Source organism: Thioalkalicoccus limnaeus (assembly GCF_041197575.1).
Taxonomy (GTDB): Bacteria; Pseudomonadota; Gammaproteobacteria; order Chromatiales; family Chromatiaceae; genus Thioalkalicoccus; species Thioalkalicoccus limnaeus.
This window is the reverse complement of sequence record NZ_JBDKXB010000010.1, coordinates 1-20098: the sequence shown is the minus strand read 5'-3', so window position 1 is coordinate 20098 and position 20098 is coordinate 1. Positions and strand designations below refer to the sequence as shown.

Sequence of the window (20098 nt, the reverse complement as noted above, 5' to 3'; positions counted from 1 at the left end):
CATGCTGGTCAAGGACATCATGCAGACCGAGGTGATCACCATCTCGCCGCTCGCCACGCTGCGCGAGGCCATGGCCAAGATGCGGCGCCACAAGGTGAAGTCGCTGGTGGTCGAGCGACGCGACGAACACGATGCGTACGGTATGATCACCTACTCGGCGATTCTTCGTACGATCGTGTCGGAGGAAGGCGACATCGACCTGATCAACGTGTACGACGTGTACACCAAACCCGCGCTGATGGTGCCGCAGATGATGGACGTGAAGTACGTGGCCCGAATGATGATTTCGCAGTTCAAGCGGCGGGTATTGGTGCTGGAGAGCGGCAAGCTCGTTGGGCTGGTGACCATGAACGACATTGTCGGCGAGGTGCTCGCGATGGCCGAGGACGGCCGTATCGATGACGGGGGGGAATAAGGGTCGCCGCGGGGCCTGCGCATCGCGCAGCGCCGTCACGACCGCGCCGCCTGCCTGCTCGATGAGCGCCAGGACCGGCTCAAGTGAACGGATATCGCCTATCGGCAGCCGGTCAACGACCGGCCCGATGAATCGCCATTCGAGCCGCGGTTCAGGCTACTGCCCGGCAATCGTCATCCGGTCGATCAGCCAGGATCCGGTGCGCGTGCTACCACTGTAATCGCAGTCGTTGCCGACCGCGACCAGCCCGGCAAACATGGTCTCGAGGTTGCCCGCGATCGTGATCTCCTCGACCGGGAACTGAATGGTCCCGTTCTCGACCCAGAAACCGGCCGCACCGCGCGAGTAGTCGCCGGTCACCGTATTCACGCCCTGCCCCATCAACTCGGTGACCAGGAGGCCGCTCCCCATCTCGGCGAGCAAGGCGTTCCGATCTCGGCTACCCATGTCGATCATCAGGTTGCGCACACCGCCGGCATTGCCGGTGGTCTCCATACCCAGCTTGCGGGCCGCGTAGCTGTCGAGCACGTAGCTCTGCAGGACGCCATCGCGCACCAGGTCCTTCGCGGCGGTGGCGACCCCATCACCATCGAATGGCGCGCTAGACAGGCCGCGCGGACGGTGGGGTTCCTCGTGGATCCTCACAAAGGACGGAAAGATGCGCTCCCCGAGGCGATCGACGAGGAAGCTCGCCCGCCGGTAGAGACTCGCTCCCTGGATCGCGCCGATCAGGTGCCGCATCAGCCCCGAGGCCACCTCGGCCTGGAACAGGACCGGCGCCTGCCGCGTCGTGATCGGCCGCGCGCCGAGCCGAGCCAGCGTGCGCTCGGCGGCGCGCCGGCCGATCGCCGCGGCCTCGTCCAGATCCTGCGGCGCGCGCGCGCTCGACCACCAATGATCGCGCTGCATGCCGTGGCCGTCCTCGCCGATCACCGAGCAACTGAGTCCATGGCGCGTCGTCGGATAGCCGCCGATGAAGCCATGGCTGTTGCCATACACCTGAAGACCCCAGTAGGACGACAGGCTAGCGCCCTCGGAGTTGGTGATGCGTGGATCGCAATGACGGGCCGCGTCCTCGCAGGCGATCGCCAACTCGATCGCCTGCTCCGGCGTGATCGGCCACGGGTGATACAGGTCCAGGTCCGACACCTCGCGGCACATGCGTCCGGCATCGGCCAACGCCGCGCAGGGGTCCTCTTGCGTGTAGCGGGCGATCGCGCAGGCCGCCGCGACCGCCTCGCGCAGCGCCTGCGGGCTCATATCCGACGTGCTTGCCGACCCTTTGCGGTGCCCGAAATAGACGGTGACGCCGAGTCCATTGTCTCGCGTGTGCTCGACCGTCTCGACCTCGCCGAGACGGACACCGACCTCGAGCCCGGCGCGCGAGCTGGCTCCGGCCTCGGCGGCCGTCGCGCCCTGGCGCTCGGCCTCGTCCAGGATCATTTGAACCGTTTCCCGCAACGGCGCCAAACGGCGCGGCGGGTCGTCGCTGGCATGATGGGCCATTGGGACTTCCTTCAGGTTTCGAGATGGTTGCCGATCGGCTTCGGCGACCCGGTCGCCTCGCAGCGCCGGGCCGATCCGGCGAATACAAGACCGTTCAGGTCGAGGTACCCCCGACGGTGAGACCATCGACGCGCAAGGTTGGCTGGCCGACCCCGACCGGCACGCTCTGCCCCTCCTTGCCGCAGGTGCCGACACCGCGATCGAGCGCCAGATCGTTACCGATCAGGCTGACCCGGGTCAGCACCTCGGGTCCGTTGCCGATCAGGGTCGCGCCCTTGACCGGACGGCCGATTCGCCCGCCCTCGATCAGATAGGCCTCGCTCGCCGAGAAGACGAACTTGCCGGACGTGATGTCGACCTGACCGCCGCCGAAATTCACGGCGTACAGACCGCGATCGACCGACGCGATGATCTCGGCGGGATCCTTGTCGCCGGCCAGCATATAGGTATTGGTCATGCGCGGCATCGGCAGGTGGGCATAGGACTCGCGGCGGCCGTTGCCGGTCGACACCGCGCCGGTCAGTCGCGCATTCAGCTTGTCCTGCATGTAGCCGCGCAGGATGCCGTCCTCGATCAGGACGGTGTTCTGACTCGCCGTGCCCTCGTCATCGATGTTCAGCGAGCCGCGCCGCCCGGGCAGGGTTCCGTCGTCGACGACCGTGACACCGGGCGCGGCCACCCGCTGGCCGATGCGGCCGGCGAAGGCCGAGGTTCCCTTGCGATTGAAATCCCCTTCCAGGCCATGGCCAATCGCCTCGTGCAACAACACGCCCGGCCACCCTGGACCGAGGACGACGGTCATGGTACCCGCCGGGGCCTCGTCGGCCTCGAGATTGACCAGGGCCTGACGGACCGCCTCGCGGGCCAATTCCAAGGCGAGATCCGCGACCAGGAAGTAGCCCAGGTCGGCGCGTGCACCGCCGCCGCTCGAGCCCTGTTCGCGCCGCCCGCCCTGCTCGGCGATCACGCTGACGTTGAGCCGCACCAACGGCCGGACATCGGCTGCCACGGTCCCGTCGTCAGCGACGACCAGCATGATATCTTGCGCCGCGACCAGACTGGCGACGACCTCGCGCACCCGCGGATCGGCCCGCCGGGCCTCCCGATCGACCCGTTGCAAGAGTCCGATCTTGTCTTCGTTGGCGAGGCTCTCCACCGGATTCGACGGATCGTAGAGACATCTCGGTTGCACATCGACGGCGATCCGCGTCCGGCCGTCACGCCCGCGACCCGCGATCGAACGCGCCGCGCGCGCCGCCTGCTCCAACGCCGGATAATGCAGCTCGTCGGAATACGCAAAACCGGTCTTCTCGCCACTGACCGCGCGGATGCCCACGCCCTGCTCCAGGTTGAAGCCGCCGTCCTTGATGATGCCATCCTCCAGCACCCAGGATTCGAGGCGACTCGTTTGAAAGTACAGGTCGGCGGCATCGATGGCCGGACCACGCAACTCGCCGAGCAGTCGTTCGAGGTCGCTATCGGTCAAGCCGGCTGGTTCCAGGATGGCGCGACGTGCGATCAGGATGGAATCGTTCATGGTCTCAGGTTTCAGCGTTCTGTGATTCGCGGCGACACGGCGACGGTCGGCCACTAGCCGACGGCACCGCGCCCACTGCATGAGTGCTGCCCACAAGATGCGCCTTCAGAGCCGGCATTTCAAACGGCGATGATGGGTGCTCGGGAAGGTACGCCGCACCGAGGCTTGATACTCCTGATCGAGTGTCGCGCAGATGTGACCGGTCCCGCGCGGGATCTGAGCGAGTATCGTTCCCCAGGGATCGACGATCATGCTGTGACCATGGGTCTCGCGACCGTCCATGTGGTACCCACCCTGTGCGGCCGCGATGACATAGGCCAGATTCTCGATCGCGCGGGCACGCACCAGCGTTTCCCAATGGGCCTTGCCAGTGATCGCCGTGAAGGACGACGGGATCGCCAGCAGGTCCATGCCCTCGTCGAGCATGCTGCGAAAGATTTCCGGGAACCGCAGATCGTAGCAGACGGCGACGCCAAGACGACCGAACGGGCTGTCGAGGACCAGGATCCGATCCCCGGGTTCGATGGTCGCGGATTCTTCGTAGCGATCATGGGAACCGGGCACGCTGACATCGAACAGGTGGATCTTGTCATAGCGGCCCACGAGGCGACCGTGATCGTCGAAGACCAGCGTGGCCGCGCGCAACCGGTTTGGATCCTCGGCGAAGATCGGGATGGTGCCACCGACCAGCCAAGTGCCATACCTGGCCGCGACCCGCGTCAAGAAGGCCTGAAGGGGTCCCTCGCCGGGTTCCTCGCGCAGCGCCAGTTGGTCATGGTCGCGTTTGCCCTTGAAAGCGAAGGTCTCGGGCAAAACCACCAGCCCGGCGCCGTCCTCGACGGCCTCCCGAATCAGCCGTTCCGCTTCCAGCAGATTGGCGGTCACATTCGGACCACTGGCCATCTGGATTGCGGCCACCATTCTTTTCGTCTTCATATCAGTTCTCATCCGGCCGCACCCGCTGGTCGTTCCCGAAGGGCTGGCTGCTCGACATGTGTGTGATTGAATTCTTGCCAACGATACCACCAGCCGAGAGAGCGCAGAAGCAAACCCGAACCCCGGGCGTCGGCCGAACGCGGCCGCACACCGGCTCGTCGGCCCGGGGCCGGCCGCCGTCGTTCGGTCGGAGCACGGCGAAACCCGGCAGCCACCAAGCGACCATGGTATCGTTACCAGGCCGCGGCCGTCCGACGGCCCCGTCAGGGCCACCGCCGACGCGGCCATGACCAACCTCGGCTGAGACCACGGACCCCAGATGAAGGCGATGATCCTCGCCGCCGGTCGCGGCGAACGCATGCGACCGCTGACCGACAAGACCCCGAAGCCCCTGCTGAAGGCCGGCGGAAAATCGCTGATCGAACATCGGATCGAGCGGCTCGCGGCGGCCGGGTTCGAGGATCTCGTCATCAACCATGCCCACCTCGGGGCCCAGATCGCGGCCGCGCTCGGTAACGGCCGCCGCTGGGGCATCCGCATCCGCTACTCGCCCGAGGAACAGGCCCTCGAGACCGGTGGCGGCATCTTTCGGGCTCTGCGCTGGCTCGGACCGGGCCCGTTCGTCGTCGTCAACGCCGACATCTGGACCGATTTCGATTTTCGCCGGCTGCGCCGCGCGCCTGCCGGGCTCGCTCACCTGGTCCTGGTCCCGAACCCGAGCCAACACCCGCAGGGCGACTTCGCGCTAAGCGCTGGCCGGGTCCGATACGACGGCACGCCTCGCTACACCTTCAGCGGCATCGGCCTCTACCGCCCCGAGCTCTTCGCCGGCTGCCGCCCGGGGGCCTTTCCGCTCGCGCCGCTGCTGCGCGCTGCGATGGACCGGGGCCAGGTCGAAGGCGAGCTCCACGCGGGACGTTGGTTCGACATCGGCACACCCGAACGCTTGCACGCGCTCGACCGGATGCTGCGGATTTCCGATGACGACGCCCCACTCGAGAGACACAGCGACTCCACCCCGTCGACCCCTTGATCGCGCCTTGCTCTCGCGCCGAAGGCGCGACGTCTCTTCCCGTGCAAAGCGGGACGGAACAGGCGCACCACCAGCAGGACCTGCACCGCAAGCATCGCTGAGAACATACGCCGTTCGACCGGCACCGGCCGATCTGTCCAACCGGGAGAGACTCTGGTAACGTCGCCTGATCGCGAACCATCGATGGATCCCCTGGCGTGCAGCGGGGCGACCTAATGCGACTCCTGAATTCCTCGCCCAACGCACCTTATTCCACCCTGTTTCATTGGCTGTTCGCCGCGGCGGCGCTGGTGATCGTCCTGGGTGGTTTGAAGGCGATCAGCCACATCGTCACTCCGTTTCTGCTGGCCGGCTTCCTGGCCATCATCTGTGCCCCGCCGTTGGGCTGGATGCAGCGTCGCGGGGTGCCTGGGCCCCTGTCCGTGCTGTTGCTGTTCTCGGTCGTCGGGCTGACCTTCTTCCTGTTGTTCCTCGCGCTCAAGGGCGCCGCCGAGAGCCTTGCGTCCCAGGCGCCGGTGTATCAAGCCCGCCTCAGCGGTTGGTTCGTGGAGCTGGAGGCCTGGGCCAAGACGCGCGGATTGCCCGAGGAGATGCTGCCGACCGAGTTGCCATGGCCGGCCACGGCGACCATCACCTGGCTCGCGCGGGAGATCGCCACAGGGCTCGGTCAGTTCACGGCCAGCACACTGCTCGTGTTGCTCGCTTTCATGTTTCTGTTGCTCGAGGAGCGCACGCTGTCGGACAAGTTGAGCGCGGCCTTCCCCAATCGGCGTCGAGCACGGGTTCGGGCGCGGCGATTTCTGCGCTCGGTCTTACGGTACCTGCTGATCAAGACCGCGGCCAGCGTCGCGACCGGCCTATTGGTCGGGATCGGGCTCGCCGCGATCGGGGTCGATTTCGCAGTGCTGTGGGGCATCGTCGCGGGCCTGCTGAACTTCATTCCGACGATCGGCTCGATCATCGCGACCGTGCCGGCCTTCGCGATCGCGCTGCTCGGCCTCGGCCTGACCGAGGCCGCCCTGGTGTTGGCCCTATTCGTCGTGGTCAACCAGGCGATCGGTAGCATCATCGAACCGCGACTGATGGGGCGCAGCCTTGGGCTTTCCCCGGTCGTCGTGCTGGTGTCTCTGCTACTGTGGGGCTATGTCTTCGGCCCGGTCGGGATGCTCCTGTCGATCCCGCTGACGATGATCGCGAAAATCGCCCTCGATTCTTCCCCTGAGACGCGCTGGGCCGGGATCCTGCTCAGTGACACCGCGAAACGTCGTTGAGTTCGCGGGTCTCTCGCTTCAAAGGACAACTCGCGTGGTCTCGAAAAACCACACTCAGAGGCCCAATTGCTCCCAGATCCGGTCGACACGCTGCCGGACCGCCGCATCCATCTCGATCGGGCGGCCCCACTCGCGGGTCGTCTCGCCGGGCCACTTGTTGGTCGCATCGAGGCCGATCTTCGAGCCGAGCCCCGAGACCGGCGACGCGAAGTCGAGATAATCGATCGGCGTGTTCTCGATCAGCACCGTGTCGCGCGCCGGGTCCATCCGCGTCGTCATGGCCCAAATCACGTCGTGCCAGTCGCGCGTGTCGACATCGTCATCGACGACGATGACGAACTTGGTGTACATGAACTGCCGCAGGAAGGACCAGACCCCCATCATCACGCGCTTCGCGTGGCCGGCGTATTGTTTCTTGATACTGACGACCGCGAGCCGGTACGAACAGCCCTCGGGCGGCAGATAGAAATCCTGGATCTCCGGAAACTGCTTCTGCAGGATCGGAACGAAGACCTCGTTCAAGGCCACACCGAGGATCGCCGGCTCGTCCGGCGGGCGGCCGGTGTAGGTGCTGTGATAGATCGGGTCGCGGCGATGGGTCAGGCGATCAATCGTGAAGACCGGGAACCGGTCGATCTCGTTGTAGTAACCGGTGTGGTCGCCGAACGGCCCCTCGGGCGCCATGTCGTCCGGGTGGATATGCCCCTCGAGCACGAACTCGGCGCTCGCCGGCACTTGCAGCTCGACGCCGACGCCGGCGGTCAACTCGGTGCGGGAGCCACGCAGCAGGCCGGCGAAGGCGTATTCGGACAGGCTATCCGGGACCGGCGTCACGGCACCCAAAATGGTCGCCGGGTCCGCGCCGAGCGCGACCGCGACTGGGAAGGGTTGGCCTGGATGGTGGCGTTGCCAATCGCGGAAATCGAGCGCCCCACCGCGGTGGGCGAGCCAACGCATGATGACCCGGTTGCGCCCGAGCACCTGCATCCGGTAGATCCCCAGGTTCTGCCGCGGCTTCTCCGGCCCGCGGGTCACGACCAACCCCCAGGTGATCAGCGGCCCGGCGTCGCCGGGCCAACAGGTCTGGATCGGCAACCGGCCCAGGTCGACCTCTTCGCCCTCGACGACGACCTGCTGGCAGGGCGCGCCGCGCACGACCTTCGGTGCCATGTCGAGCACCTTCTTGAAGATCGGCAGGCTCTGCCAAGCCTGTTTCATGCCCCGCGGCGGATCCGGCTCCTTCAGGAAGGCGAGCAGCCGGCCCACCTCGCGCAACGCCGCGACCGACTCCTCGCCCATGCCCAACGCGACCCGCGTCGGTGTCCCGAACAGGTTGCCGAGCAACGGGATCTCCGAGCCCTTCGGGTGCTCGAACAGCAAGGCCGGTCCACCGGCTCGCAGCGTGCGATCGCAGATCTCGGTGATCTCGAGGTAGGGGTCGACCGGCAGCTCGATCCGTCTGAGCTCGCCGCGCTGCTCGAGTTGGGCGATGAAGTCCCGCAGATCACGATAGACCATCGATCGTCCCTGCCCTCAGGCCGCGATGCCGCTGTGGCGCAGCAGCGCATCGACGGTCGGTTCGCGACCACGAAACCGCACGTAGAGGTCCATCGCGTCGGCCGATCCGCCCTGTTCGAGGATCTGCTCGCGAAACGACCGTCCGGTCTCGGTATCGAAGACGCCGCGCTCCTCGAACAGCGAGAAGGCGTCGGCCGACAGCACCTCGGCCCACTTGTAGCTGTAATAGCCGGCCGCGTAGCCACCCGAGAAGATGTGCGAAAAGCCATGCGCGAAGCGATGGAAGGCCGGCGGCTTCATGACGGCGACCTGGTCGCGAACCTGGTCGAGAATCTCGTAAACGCGCCCGCCGCGCGCCGGGTCGTACTCGAGGTGGACGCGAAAATCGAAGAGCGCGAATTCGAGCTGCCGGACCATCTGCATCCCGGACTGGAAGTTCTTCGCCGCGATCATCCGCTCGTACAGGTCCTCGGGCAGCGGCGCGCCCGTCTGCCAGTGCGCGGCGAACAAGTCCAGCGACGCGCGCTCCCAACACCAGTTCTCGAGGAACTGGCTCGGCAGCTCGACGGCGTCCCAGGGCACGCCATTGATGCCGGCGACGGCCGGGTAGTCGACCTTCGTCAAATTGTGGTGCAGGCCATGCCCGAACTCGTGGAACAACGTCTCGACCTCGCCGTGCGTCAACAGCGACGGCATGTCGCCGACCGGCGGCGTGAAGTTGCAGACCAGATAGGCGACCGGCAGTTGGTCGTAGGTCGGGGTGTGGATCCGATTCGTGCAGACGTCCATCCAGGCCCCGCCGCGCTTGCGTTGCCGCGCGAACGCATCGAGGTAGAACTGGCCGCGGAGCACCCCCTGGCCATCGCGGATCTCGAAGAAGCGCACATCCGGGTGCCAGGTATCGACGCCGGTCACTTCCTCGATGCGCAGATCGAAGAGCCGTTCGACGACACCGAAAAGCCCGTTCAGCACGCCCGGCAGCGGGAAATACGGACGCAGCTCCTCCTGGCCGATCGCGTAACGGTGCATCCTCAACCGCTCCGAGTAGTAGGCCAGATCCCAGGGCTCGAGCTGCTCGAGGCCATGGTGGTCGCGGGCAAAGGCCGCGACCTCGGAGAGCTCCGCGCGCGCCTGGGCGACGGAGCGGGCCGCGAGATCCTCGAGGAAAGCGATGACCTCGCCGGCCGAGCGCGCCATCTTGGTCGCCAGCGAGCGCTCGGCAAAGTTGGCAAAGCCCAACAATTGCGCGAGTTCATGACGCAGCGCGAGGATCCGCTCGATGATCGCGCCATTGTCCCAGCGGCCGGCATGCGGCCCCTGGTCCGACGCCCGCGTGCCATAGGCCTCGTAGAGTTCGCGGCGCAGCGCCCGATCTTCGGCATAGGTCATGACCGGGATGTACGACGGCAGGTCGAGGGTCAGCATGAACCCCGTCTCACCGCGTTCGCTCGCCGTTTGGGCCGCAAGCCCCATGGCCGACTCCGGCAAGCCAGCGAGCCGCGAGTCATCGGGCAACAGTAGGCTCCAGGCGTTGGTCGCATCGAGCAGGTTGTCCGAGTAACGGCTCGTCAGCTGCGACAGTTCCTGGCTGATCTCCCGGTAGCGCGCCTTCTTGTCGGCCGGCAGATCCACACCTGACAGGTGGAAATCCCGTAGTGCGTTGGCGAGCAGCTTGCGTTGGGCCGGGTTCAGATGCTCCTGCGCGGCGACCGCCTGATAGGCACGAAACAAGGCCTCGTTCTGCCCAACCTCGGTGCCGTAGTCGGTCAGTTTCGGCAGACAGGCATTGTAGGCCGCGCGCAGGGCCTCGCCATTGACGACGCCGTTCAAGTGGCTCACCGGCGACCAGGCGCGACTCAGGCGGTCATCGAGGATCTCCAGGGGCTCGACGAACGACTCCCAGGTCGGCAACCGATCCGGACCCGTCAGCTCGGCGATCCGCGCGCGGCAGTCGGCCAGCAACCGATCGATCGCCGGCTCGACGTGTTCGGGCTCGATCCTCGAGAAGGGCGGCAGCCCGGTCATCGAAAGCAAAGGGTTATCCATGCTGCGAACAGACCTCTCGGTAGGTTGATCCGGTGCCGGCGGCCGACACAGGCACGCACGGATGCTGCGCCGGCTGACGCCGATCGACCCCAGGTACGGGCTTGAATCTGGCCTCACGGGGTCGTAAACGCAAAGATGGTGGCGGCGGGAATCCGATCAATCCGGCAAGAAACCCGTCCCCTCCATGGGATGGACGCGGCCGCGCTGAAGGGCACTCAGCATCGCACTTCGCGAACGGGGCACGAACTGGCGAAAGACACATAGATAGGTCCGCCACAGGTCATAGCGATACCCGTCCGGGCCGGTGGCCGAGATCGGTTGCCAATCGCTGCCGGCAACCGGATGGAAGCGGCCGCCCGAGCCGTACGCGTAGATTCGATGCTGGCCACGCGGTGTGCAGCGAATCCCCTCGAACGAGACATTGCGCACCCCGCTGGCCGATTCGGCAACGAGCGTATAACGCACGACACCGTCGTCACCGATCGCCAGATTGCGACCATCGATCGCGAAGTGGAAACCACGGTCCGGTCCATCGACCGGGAACCGGATCAGGTCCGCCTCCGCGGGCCAGGGCGGCAGGATGACCGGCCCCTCGTCCCAAGACGGCGCTGTCTCGCGGATACTGGCCGGTGGCGCCGGCGCCGCATCCGGCACGAAGGCGTCGTCGCGGGCGGCGGCTTGGGCGGCAACCAACAAGAACAACAGCGGTAACAGGCGCGGTGTGATCATTCGGGGAACGGCGGCTTGGGTGAGTCGACCGGACTGATTAGGATAACAGAATCCGCCCTTCGGACGCCGATCCGAGCGAGGCGCCAGGGCGGTTCGCCGGTATCCCCGCCGGGCCTGAGGCCGAGCCACCGAGCGGATCCGGCCACCGGCGACTCGCTTTGCTTGGCGGAAGCGACTAGGCTTGTCGCCGCCCGTTTTCAGAGCCAAATCGGAGACCCTGATGCTGTATCTGCTATTGCCACCACTGATCGTCTTCGCCGTCGTCTTCCTCTTTCTCGCGAGCAAGCCCAAGGACTTCCTGGTCCGCCGGTCGCTGGTCATCGATCGCGATCGCCAGGCCATCTTCGACGCCGTCCGCAATTTGAAGACCTGGAAGGACTGGAGCCCCTGGTTGCTGCACGAGCCGAACGCCCGGTTGACCTACAGCGAGGACCCGAAGCCCAATCGGGAGGGCGGAAGCTACCGCTGGCACGGCCACCACATCGGGCTCGGCCACCTGACCAACGTGCGCTTCGAGGAGCCCGTTCGAATCGAGCAGCGCATCGTCTCGAGCCGCCCGTTCCGCTACCGCGGGACCATCCAGTGGGAGTTCACGAAGGTCGACGGCGGGACCGAGGTGACCTGGACCCTCAATGGCGTGATGCCGTTCGCGTTCCGGGCCATGGGACCGATGCTGTCGCGGCTGCTGCGCAAGGACTACGACCTGGGCCTCGCGATGCTGCGCGGCCACCTCGACCCCAAGGCCGACCATCCGCGCATCCGGTTCATCGGGCAAATGGAGCGCAAGCCACTGACGGCAATCACCGTTCCCTTCCACGGCAGCATCCACGAGATGGTCGAACAGATGCGCGCGGACTTCCCGCGGCTGGCGGCCCATCTGGACGCGATCGGCGTCAAGCCGGCCGGTGCCCCTTTCACTGCGTATCGCAAGGTCGACGAGCAAGGCTTGAACTTCGACTGTGATTTCGGCATCCCGATTCCCGACGGCACCGACCCCGGCGAGTTCCAGATCAAGACCTTCGACGGTGGCCGCTATTACCAGACCGACCTCCAGGGCAGTTACGACTACCTGGAGGCGACCTGGTACAGCCTGACCAGCCACCTGCGCCTGGTCCGTGTCGCGCAGGACAAGACCCGCCCATCGCTGGAGATCTACAAGGTAGGACCCGACAAGGCGGCGCACGGCAACGAGATCCTGACTCAGATCTTCGTCGCCGTGCGCTGAGAGGTGCGCGGATTCGGACGTGGCTCGCGTCGTCGCGTCCGATTCGGTTCGCCGACCGCCGGCGAGCGAAACAGGAGCCCAATCAGCCGGGATGCGCGCCCCGGGCCAACGCGAGGAAGGTCGCGAGCCGATCTGGATGAATCGCACCGGCCGCGACCGCCTGCTTGAGCGCACAACCCGGTTCCTGATCATGACCGCAATCGCCGAAACGGCAGCGGCCGAGGTACGGGCGGAATTCGCGAAATCCCCGCGCGAGGTCGCCCGCATCGATCGCCCCGAGCCGAAAGCTGCGCACGCCGGGCGAATCGACCAGGAAGCTGTTGTCGGCGAGGCGATAGCGGGTCGTTGCCGACGTCGTGTGACGACCGAGACCCGTGGCCTGCGACAGCCGACCGATCTGGATCTCGCGATCCGGCAGCAGGGCCTTGACCAGCGAGGACTTGCCGACACCGGACTGCCCGACGAGGATGCTGGTGTGCCCACGCAAGTGATCATTCAACCCCGCCAGCGATTGGTCCTCGCGCAGACTGAACCAGATCACGGGGTAGCCGATCCGCGCGTAGTGCTCGAAGCGCGGCTGGAACAGCCGTCGTTCCGCGTCGCTCAGCAGGTCCATCTTGGCCCCGGCGATCAGCGCCGCGACACCCATGCGTTCGGCGGCGACCAGGTATTGATCGAGCAGATAGGTGCTCGGTTCCGGCCGCGGCGCCAACACCACGACCAGTTGATCGATGTTCGCGGCCAGCGGCCGCGCCCGGCCGCTCTGATCGGGCCGTTCGAGCAGGGTGCGACGCGCCAACAGCGCCGTCACGACACCCTGCCCGGGACCGGCTGACTGCCAGCACACCTGGTCGCCGCAGACCGGATCGCCGATATTCTGGCGTGACAGGCAATGCCAGACCCGCCCGCCTTCATCCTCGACGGCCAGGTTCGCGCCGTGTCGGGCCACGACCCACCCGACCGCTGGCGCCGCGGGCTCGTCGAGTTCGCTCAAGATGTCGGTGGTGCGTTCTTCGAGTCGCCGCCGACGCCGCTCCTGGATGGTGCGGATCCGCTCGATCTGCCGTTCGGACAAACGCCGCCGGGTCATGTTCGGGCAGGCCGGCCGGCCCTGACCATCAGGAGGCGGACGGAATGAAGCCGTGGCGGGCCAGGAAGGCCTCGGTGAGGCCGGACCCGGCCTGCGGATCCGCGGCCCGTTCGCCGAGCAACAGGCGCTCGAGATAGCGGGCGATCAGATCGACCTCGAGATTCACCCGGGTGCCGGGTCGATAGCCGGCGATGATCGTCGCTTGCCAGGTGTGCGGCACGATCGTCAGCTCGAAGCAAGCCCCGCTGACGCGATTGACGGTCAAGCTCGTGCCATCGACGCAGATCGACCCCTTCGGCGCGATGTACCGCGCCAGGTCGTCCGGGGCCTGCACGCGCAATCGCCAAGCCCGCGCCTCCTCGCGACGCTCGAGCACCTCGCCGACCCCGTCGACATGGCCGCTGACCAGGTGCCCGCCGAGTGGCGTCGCCAACGTCAGCGCCTTCTCGAGATTGACCGGAGATCCGCTGCGCAGTCCACCCAAGGTCGTCTGCGACAGGGTCTCGCGCGAGACGTCGGCGGCGAAGGCCGGCCCTTCGAGGTGCACCGTGGTCAGGCACACACCATTGACCGCGATACTGTCGCCGATCGCGACGTCGGTCATCGGCAGTGCACCGGTCCCGACGACGAGACGCAGATCGCCACCGCGCGGCTCGAGCCGGTGCACCTCGCCCACCGCCTGGATGATGCCCGTAAACATATCGCGACCCCATGATGGCACGCCGGGAATGGCCGAAACGCCCGGGGCGACGCCGACACCTGGCAGTGCCTCCCAAGCGACCTGGGCACTAAGGATACCCTGATTTCCGCCGCCGGAGATGACCCGACGACCGCCGGAGCGGTCATGGCCCCATGCGGAAGCCCGGGTGGCTGCGGCCGGCGGACCGACCGCAGCCTTCACCAGACAAACCGTTTCGCGGTCAGATCACGAAGAGGTCCATGAACTGGTTGACCGGGGTCGCGGCGAGACGGCCCGGATCCTGGCACAGATCGAAGATCCGTTGCGCCTGACCCTTCGGGAACCGGGTGCGCAGCGCGGCCATGAACTTGCGCTCGAGCACTGGGATGCCCTCGGCGCGGCGGCGACGGTGGCCGATCGGGTATTCGATCTCGACCCGGTCGGTGCTGGTGCCATCGGTGAAGAAGATCTGCACCGAGTTCGCGATCGAACGCTTCTCCGGATCCAGGTAATCGCGCGTGTAACGCGGTTCCTCGCGGACTTCCATCCGCTCGCGCAGCGCATCGATGCGCGGATCCGTGGCAATCGCGTCCTCGTAATCGGCCGCCGTCAGGCGGCCGAAGATCAGGGCCACGGCGACCATGTACTGCAAGCAGTGGTCGCGATCGGCCGGGTTGTGCAGCGGGCCGTCCTTGCTGATGATGCGCACCGCCGATTCCTGCGTCGCGAGTTCGATCCGGTCGATCCGGTCGATGCTGTCCTTGACCTGCGGATGCAGCTGCATCGCGCACTCGACCGCGGTCTGCGCATGAAATTCCGCCGGGAAGCTGATCTTGAACAGGACGTTCTCCATCACATAGGTCCCGTAGTCGCGCTGGAACGCGAATCGGTTGCCACCGAACAGCACGTCATAGAAGCCCCAGCGCGGCGCCGACAGGACACTCGGCAGACCCATCTCGCCTTTGTCGACGATCATCGCCAGGCGCACTGCGCGCGAGGCGGCATCGCCCGCCGCCCAGGACTTGCGCGAACCCGTGTTCGGGGCATGACGATAGGTGCGCAGCGACTGGCCATCGACCCAGGCCTGGCTCAGCGTATCGACGACCTGCTCCTTGCTCGCGCCGAGCATCCGCGCCGCGACCGCCGCCGACGCGACCTTGACCAGCACCACGTGGTCGAGACCGACCCGGTTGAAGCTGTTCTCGAGCGCCAGGACACCCTGGATCTCGTGCGCCTTGACCATGTAGCGCAGCACCTCGGCCATCGTCATCGGCGCGCGGCCTTCGGCGACCGCCCTGCGGGCCAGGTAGTCGCCGAGTCCCAGGATCGCGGCCAGGTTGTCCGACGGATGACCCCACTCGGCGGCGAGCCAGGTGTCGTTGAAATCGAGCCAGCGCACCAGCGCGCCGATGTCCCAGGCGGCCTTCACCGGGTCGAGAACGAATTGGGTCCCCGGCACTCGGGCGCCGTTCGGGACCTGGGTGCCGGGCACGATCGGCCCCAGATGCTTAATCGCTTCGGGGTACTGGAGCGCGAGCATCGCGCAGCCGAGCGAATCCATCAGGCAGTGGCGTGCCGTAGTCAGCGCCTCCTGCGACTGGACCTCGTGATCGCAGACGTAGTCGGCGATCGCGACCAGTTCCGGATCCGGATCCGGCCGAACATTGGTATCGGCGATATGGGAACTCATAGGGGTCTCCTTGGGATCATTCAGAGGTGGATTAAGGCTTGTCCTTGAAACGAGCAGCTGACGCGAATGAGACGCCCACCCACCTGGCTGGGCGCCGTAGGCGAAGGATCGGGCTCAGCGACCGCCGCGCGCTCGCGACGAGCGCTGCCAACTCAGGTTCAGCGCCGCTCCATCGGGACCCAGCGCCGGTTCTCGGGACCGGTGTAGTTCGCGCTCGGTCGGATGATCTTGCCGTCGCGCCGTTGCTCGATGACATGGGCCACCCAGCCGGTCGTCCGCGAGATCACGAAGATCGGCGTGAACAGCGGCGTCGGGATGCCCATCTGGGCGTAGGACACGGCGGAGAACCAATCGAGGTTCGGGAACATCCGCTTGAGGTCCCACATCACCGTCTCGAGGCGCTCGGCCACCTGAAACATCAGCAGGTCGTCGTTGTTCACCGACAGGCGGCGCGCGACCGTCTTGATCACCTCGTTGCGCGGGTCGGACACGGTATAGACCGGATGGCCGAAACCGATCACGATCTCCTTGCGCGCGACCCGTTCACGGATATCGGCCTCGGCCTCGTCGGCACTGACATAGCGGCTCTGGATCTCGCACGCGGCCTCGTTGGCACCACCGTGCTTGGGGCCACGCAGCGCGCCGATGGCCCCGGTGATCGCCGAATAGATGTCCGAATTGGTACCGGCGACGACGCGTCCGGTAAAGGTCGAGGCATTGAACTCGTGTTCCGCATACAGGATCAGCGAGGTGTGCATCGCGCGCACCCACTCGGCGGACGGGGGCCGGCCGTGCAGCAGGTGCAGGAAATGCCCGCCGATCGAATCGTCGTCGGTCTCGACCTCGATCCGCCGCCCGTTGTGGCTGTAGTGGTGCCAGTAGAGCAGCATCGAGCCGAGGCACGACATCAAGCGGTCACCGATCGCCTTGGCCCCCGCGACCGGCATGTCATCCTTTTCCGGCTCCATCGTACCGAGCAAGGACACGCCGGTGCGCATCACGTCCATCGGATGGGCCGACGGCGGGATCTGTTCCAACGCCTTCTTCAAGGCCGCCGGCAAACCGCGCAACGCCTTCAGGCGGCGCTTGTACGCGACCAGCTCCGCATGCGTCGGCAGGTGTTCGTGGATCAACAGGTAGGCGATCTCCTCGAATTCGGCCTGATCGGCGAAGTCCAGGATATCGTAGCCGCGGTAGTGCAGGTCGTTGCCGGTTCGGCCCACGGTGCAGATCGCGGTGTTGCCGGCGACGGTGCCGGACAGGGCCACCGATTTCTTCGGCTTGGGTGCCTGAGTCTGTTGCTCTTCGGCCATGGTCTTGCTCCTCGTGCGGTGTCGTGAGGCGGCCCCTGCACCGGTCCGACCGCGAGGTCGGACGCGGCAAATGGTCCCGTGGAACCGGCCGCCCGTGGAAGAAACGGCTAGGCCCGCGCGCGCGTCACGCCTGACCCTCGGCGAACAGGGCGTCGAGCTTTTGTTCGAAGCCGTGATAGTTCAAGTAATCGTAGAGCTCTTGGCGCGTCTGCATCGTCTCGACGACGCCGGCCTGAGTCCCGTCGCGGCGAATCGCCTGATAGACGTTCAGCGCCGCCTTGTTCATCGCCCGGAACGCCGACAAAGGATAGAGCACCAGCGCCACGCCGGCCTCGGCGAGCTCTTGCGTCGTGAACAGCGGCGTGGCCCCGAACTCGGTGATGTTGGCCAGGATCGGCACCTGAACGGCCGCGGCGAAACGCCGGTACTGGTCGAGCTCGACCATGGCCTCGGGGAAGATCATGTCGGCCCCGGCCTCGACACAGGCCGCCGCGCGATCGATCGCCGCATCGAGGCCCTCGACGGCCAACGCATCGGTGCGCGCCATGATCACGAAATCCTGGTCACGGGCATCGACCGCGGCCTTGATCCGGTCGACCATCTCGGACTGCGGGACGATCGCCTTGCCGGGCCGATGCCCGCAGCGTTTGGCCGCCACCTGGTCCTCGATGTGGCAGCCCGCGGCCCCGGCGCGGATCAACTGACGCACAGTGCGGGCGATGTTGAAGGCCCCACCCCAACCGGTGTCGGCGTCGACCAGCAGTGGCCGATCGGTCGCATAGGTGATGCGCCGCACATCCTCCAAGACGTCGTCGAGGCTCGTCATGCCAAGGTCCGGCAAACCGTACGAGGCCGCCGCGACACCGCCTCCGGACAGGTACAGGGCGCGATAGCCGGTGCGCTCGGCCATCATCGCATGGTAGGCGTTGATCGTCCCGACCACCTGTAGTGGGTGCTCGTCGGCGACGGCCTGGCGCAACCGGGCGCCCGGGGTGCGTGCTTCGGTCATATGGTTCGTCTCGCTGGTTGATGGACGCCGCCCAGACGCTGCTCGGCATGGCGGCGCGAGGCGCGGATATGGCGGCGGGTCAGCCATTCGGCCGACTCGCCGTCGCGATCGGCGATCGCCTCGACGATGAGGCCGTGCTCATCGAGCGCCGCCTGGGAACGGTCACCGCTCATGCCGAACTGGTAGCGGTACATCCGGGCCAGAAAATAGAGATCGTTGCAGAGCATCGCGATCAGGCGCTCGTTCCGGCTACCTTGCGCGATGCGAAAGTGAAAATCCAGATCCCCTTCCTTCTGGAAATAGGCGCCGGTCGGATCCTCGGCCACCTGATCGCAGTGACGCGCCAACAGCGCGCGCAGCTCGGCGACCTCGGCCGGTTGCATCGATTCGGCCGCCAGGCGCGCGGCCAGGCCTTCGAGGGCCTCGCGCAACTGATAGATCTCGATCAGCCCAGCGAACGACAAGCCGACCACCCGCGCCCCGCAGTTCGCCCGGCGCTCGACGAGGTTCGACGCCTCGAGCCGGCGCATCGCCTCGCGCAGTGGTCCGCGGCTGATGCCATAACGGGCCGCCATCTCCGGTTCGCTGATCTTGCTGCCGCTCGCGATCTCGCCGGCGACGATCGCCTGACGGATCTTCGCGAAGACCTCGTCGGCAATGGTCATCGTCGGAAACGAGCGCTGCGCCTTCGGCATAGTGTCGACACTCAAACCGGAATTGAGCCAACTTTAGCTGATAACTCCCTGATGTCAAGTTTGGCATGTCGACACTTTCACTTCGCGCCGAGCCAAGCCCGATTTCAGTGCCGCGCTGCGGTTGGTTCTTTCGTACTGGCCTTCCGATGGCTCACTTGCCGAGTGGCGGCAGGGTGTGTCGGAGGGAATCCGAAGGTTCCGTGGCGAACGGGAATTTCCCGACGGATGTCAAGGTCGCGCTTGACGTTTGCCGCGCGAAGGCGGCTCTGGAGTGCGGCGGACACCCTGCGGGCCGACTCCAATTACGCCAGCAACGAGTATTTTCTGCCGGTCATGGGCCTGGTTTTTCTGCGCCACGCCTACAGCCGCTTTCTGAGCGTCAAGGATGCCATCGAGGCGGCCCTGCCAACACGCGCTGGCAAGACCCGGCCGCTGACCAAAGAGGATTTCTCGCCGAAGAGCGCCATCTTCCTGCGGCCCAAGGCCCAGTTCGACACCCTGGTGGCCCTGCCCGACAGTGCCGACCGCGCGAAGGCGATCATCGACGCCATGGAGTCCATAGAGGCCGACTACGAGAACCTGCGCGGCGTGCTGCCCAAGAGCGAGAATCAGGAACTCGACAACGCCGTGCTCGGCCAGCTGCTGCGCAAGGCCGACTTCGTCATGGTCAATCCCCCCTTCAACGTCGACGAGATCGACGCCGACAAGGTCGAGAGCGACCCGCGCCTGCCCCTCGGCCTGCCCGGCGTCAACAAGAAGGGCAAGGTCAGCAACGGCAACTACGTCTGGATCAGCTGCTTCTACAGCTATCTGAACGAACAAGGGCCGAGCCGGGTTCGTCATGTCGTCCCAGGCCTCCTCTGCCTCCCGCGACGAGGCCAAGGTGCGCCAGAAGCTGGTCGAGACCGGCGACGTGGATGTCACGGTCGCCATCCGCTCCGACTTCTATCGAAAAGTCACCTGCAAGATCGACAACTTTTCCCCCGAGCAAGAGCAGAACCTGCTTGGCATCGTCTGGCTCTACCGGGGCGAGACCGGGCGCTACCTCGACCTGGTGGCGGGCTAGGGTGAACATCGGGAATGCTCACCTCCCTCGATCTTGCTCCGGCGTTGACGAACGCGGCAGGCGCTAATTTAATAACTGTTATTAACAGATAGGAGATGCGCCATGCCAACCAGTGTCGCCCTGGGCAGCCACTTCGAGACCTTCATCCGCGAGCAACTGCAAAGTGGCCGCTTCAACAACGCCAGCGAAGTCGTCCGCGCCGGCCTGCGTCTGCTGGAGGAGCACGAACAACGTCATCAGGCGGAGCTGCAAGCCCTGCGCACCGACATCGCGGCCGGCAAGGCCAGTGGCGTGCCCAAGCCTGCCGATGAGGTGTTCGCACGGCTGGAGGCCAAGTACA

Annotated in this window: 18 protein-coding genes; 6 read left to right on the top strand and 12 right to left on the bottom strand. The window is 66.1% G+C overall.

Annotation, left to right across the window (positions count from 1 at the left end):
* Position 1 precedes the first annotated feature (1 nt).
* Positions 2–415 carry a CBS domain-containing protein gene (locus ABC977_RS09330; RefSeq protein WP_369666984.1) on the top strand — a complete coding sequence of 138 codons (414 nt, stop codon included), beginning with the start codon at positions 2–4 and terminating at the stop codon, positions 413–415.
* 156 nt (positions 416–571) lie between these two features.
* Here the strand turns inward: ABC977_RS09330 and pmbA are convergent, their stop codons facing one another.
* The 3 genes from pmbA to ABC977_RS09315 all read right to left on the bottom strand — a co-directional run bounded on the left by pmbA (position 572) and on the right by ABC977_RS09315 (position 4394).
* A complete protein-coding gene (gene pmbA, locus ABC977_RS09325) occupies positions 572–1921 on the bottom strand; it encodes a metalloprotease PmbA (protein WP_369666983.1) in 1350 nt (449 codons plus the stop codon).
* Positions 1922–2015: 94 nt separating this feature from the next.
* Positions 2016–3458 (bottom strand): metalloprotease TldD, encoded by a 1443-nt coding sequence (tldD, locus tag ABC977_RS09320; protein WP_369666982.1) that lies wholly within the window; start codon positions 3456–3458, stop codon positions 2016–2018.
* 105 nt (positions 3459–3563) lie between these two features.
* A complete protein-coding gene (locus tag ABC977_RS09315) occupies positions 3564–4394 on the bottom strand; it encodes a carbon-nitrogen hydrolase family protein (protein ID WP_369666981.1) in 831 nt (276 codons plus the stop codon).
* Between the two features lie 319 nt (positions 4395–4713).
* On the opposite strand from ABC977_RS09315, the gene murU reads away from it, so the two are divergent.
* Together murU and ABC977_RS09305 are read left to right on the top strand one after the other, a co-directional pair.
* Positions 4714–5427, top strand: a complete 714-nt coding sequence (gene murU, locus ABC977_RS09310) for an N-acetylmuramate alpha-1-phosphate uridylyltransferase MurU (RefSeq protein WP_369666980.1) — start codon at positions 4714–4716, stop codon at positions 5425–5427.
* 215 nt (positions 5428–5642) lie between these two features.
* Positions 5643–6698 (top strand): AI-2E family transporter, encoded by a 1056-nt coding sequence (locus ABC977_RS09305; protein WP_369666979.1) that lies wholly within the window; start codon positions 5643–5645, stop codon positions 6696–6698.
* 54 nt (positions 6699–6752) lie between these two features.
* Here ABC977_RS09305 and ubiD read toward each other — a convergent pair whose 3' ends face one another.
* The 3 genes from ubiD to ABC977_RS09290 all read right to left on the bottom strand — a co-directional run bounded on the left by ubiD (position 6753) and on the right by ABC977_RS09290 (position 10991).
* Positions 6753–8216 (bottom strand): 4-hydroxy-3-polyprenylbenzoate decarboxylase, encoded by a 1464-nt coding sequence (gene ubiD, locus ABC977_RS09300; RefSeq protein ID WP_369666978.1) that lies wholly within the window; start codon positions 8214–8216, stop codon positions 6753–6755.
* 15 nt (positions 8217–8231) lie between these two features.
* Complete coding sequence (gene prlC, locus ABC977_RS09295; protein ID WP_369666977.1) at positions 8232–10262, bottom strand: oligopeptidase A; 2031 nt, start codon at positions 10260–10262, stop codon at positions 8232–8234.
* A 156-nt stretch (positions 10263–10418) separates the two neighbouring features.
* Positions 10419–10991 (bottom strand): CNP1-like family protein, encoded by a 573-nt coding sequence (locus tag ABC977_RS09290; protein ID WP_369666976.1) that lies wholly within the window; start codon positions 10989–10991, stop codon positions 10419–10421.
* 220 nt (positions 10992–11211) lie between these two features.
* Between ABC977_RS09290 and ABC977_RS09285 the strand changes: the two genes are divergently transcribed.
* Positions 11212–12216 carry an SRPBCC family protein gene (locus ABC977_RS09285; protein ID WP_369666975.1) on the top strand — a complete coding sequence of 335 codons (1005 nt, stop codon included), beginning with the start codon at positions 11212–11214 and terminating at the stop codon, positions 12214–12216.
* An 82-nt stretch (positions 12217–12298) separates the two neighbouring features.
* Here the strand turns inward: ABC977_RS09285 and rsgA are convergent, their stop codons facing one another.
* From rsgA to ABC977_RS09255, 6 genes are all read right to left on the bottom strand, one after another.
* The gene (rsgA, locus tag ABC977_RS09280) at positions 12299–13306 is read right to left on the bottom strand and encodes a ribosome small subunit-dependent GTPase A (protein WP_369666974.1); all 1008 of its coding nucleotides are present in this window, start codon (positions 13304–13306) and stop codon (positions 12299–12301) included.
* A 28-nt stretch (positions 13307–13334) separates the two neighbouring features.
* Entirely contained in the window at positions 13335–14006 is a 672-nt protein-coding gene (locus ABC977_RS09275) for a riboflavin synthase (RefSeq protein ID WP_369666973.1), read from the bottom strand.
* Positions 14007–14226: 220 nt separating this feature from the next.
* Positions 14227–15675, bottom strand: a complete 1449-nt coding sequence (locus ABC977_RS09270) for a bifunctional 2-methylcitrate dehydratase/aconitate hydratase (RefSeq protein WP_369666972.1) — start codon at positions 15673–15675, stop codon at positions 14227–14229.
* A gap of 158 nt (positions 15676–15833) precedes the next feature.
* Positions 15834–16988, bottom strand: coding sequence for a bifunctional 2-methylcitrate synthase/citrate synthase (gene prpC / locus ABC977_RS09265; RefSeq protein WP_369666971.1), 1155 nt, complete (start codon positions 16986–16988; stop codon positions 15834–15836).
* 124 nt (positions 16989–17112) lie between these two features.
* Complete coding sequence (prpB, locus tag ABC977_RS09260) at positions 17113–17997, bottom strand: methylisocitrate lyase (protein WP_369666970.1); 885 nt, start codon at positions 17995–17997, stop codon at positions 17113–17115.
* Positions 17994–18692 carry a GntR family transcriptional regulator gene (locus ABC977_RS09255; RefSeq protein WP_369666969.1) on the bottom strand — a complete coding sequence of 233 codons (699 nt, stop codon included), beginning with the start codon at positions 18690–18692 and terminating at the stop codon, positions 17994–17996. Before ABC977_RS09255 ends, prpB begins: the two co-directional genes overlap by 4 nt.
* Positions 18693–18932: 240 nt before the next feature.
* Between ABC977_RS09255 and ABC977_RS09250 the strand changes: the two genes are divergently transcribed.
* Positions 18933–19763 (top strand): type I restriction-modification system subunit M N-terminal domain-containing protein, encoded by an 831-nt coding sequence (locus ABC977_RS09250; protein ID WP_369666968.1) that lies wholly within the window; start codon positions 18933–18935, stop codon positions 19761–19763.
* A 97-nt stretch (positions 19764–19860) separates the two neighbouring features.
* On the top strand, positions 19861–20098 hold a 238-nt coding region (locus tag ABC977_RS09245), incomplete at its 3' end, for a type II toxin-antitoxin system ParD family antitoxin (protein ID WP_369666967.1).